At 49.6% G+C, this 361-nt stretch carries 1 rRNA gene; it reads left to right on the top strand.

Going from position 1 to position 361, the window contains the following annotated elements:
- Positions 1 to 361 (top strand): 23S ribosomal RNA (locus tag ACYUCW_RS18200); the annotation flags it as partial.

Genomic DNA, 361 nt, shown 5'->3' with positions numbered 1-361 from the left:
TGAACCAGTACCGTGAGGGAAAGGCGAAAAGAACCCCGGCGAGGGGAGTGAAAAAGAACCTGAAACCGTGTACGTACAAGCAGTAGGAGCCCCATCACTCAAGTGCCTCGCACTGAGTGATGCAAGAACATCACCGAAAATAGCGCCGAATTTGCTAACAAGGTTGGTCGATTTTTTCAAGCCGTCGCGCAGTGTACCTAGAAGTACACGAGCAACGGAAGTTAAAAAATCGGGCAAGATTGAACGCAAAGGCAAGCGGGACATTTGAGGATGGGGTGACTGCGTACCTTTTGTATAATGGGTCAGCGACTTATATTCTGTAGCAAGGTTAACCGTATAGGGGAGCCGTAGGGAAACCGAG

The sequence above is a fragment of the Proteus sp. MB838 genome (assembly GCF_054767435.1).
The sequence above is the reverse complement of the archived record's forward strand: the minus strand, read 5'-3'. Positions and strand labels throughout refer to the sequence as shown.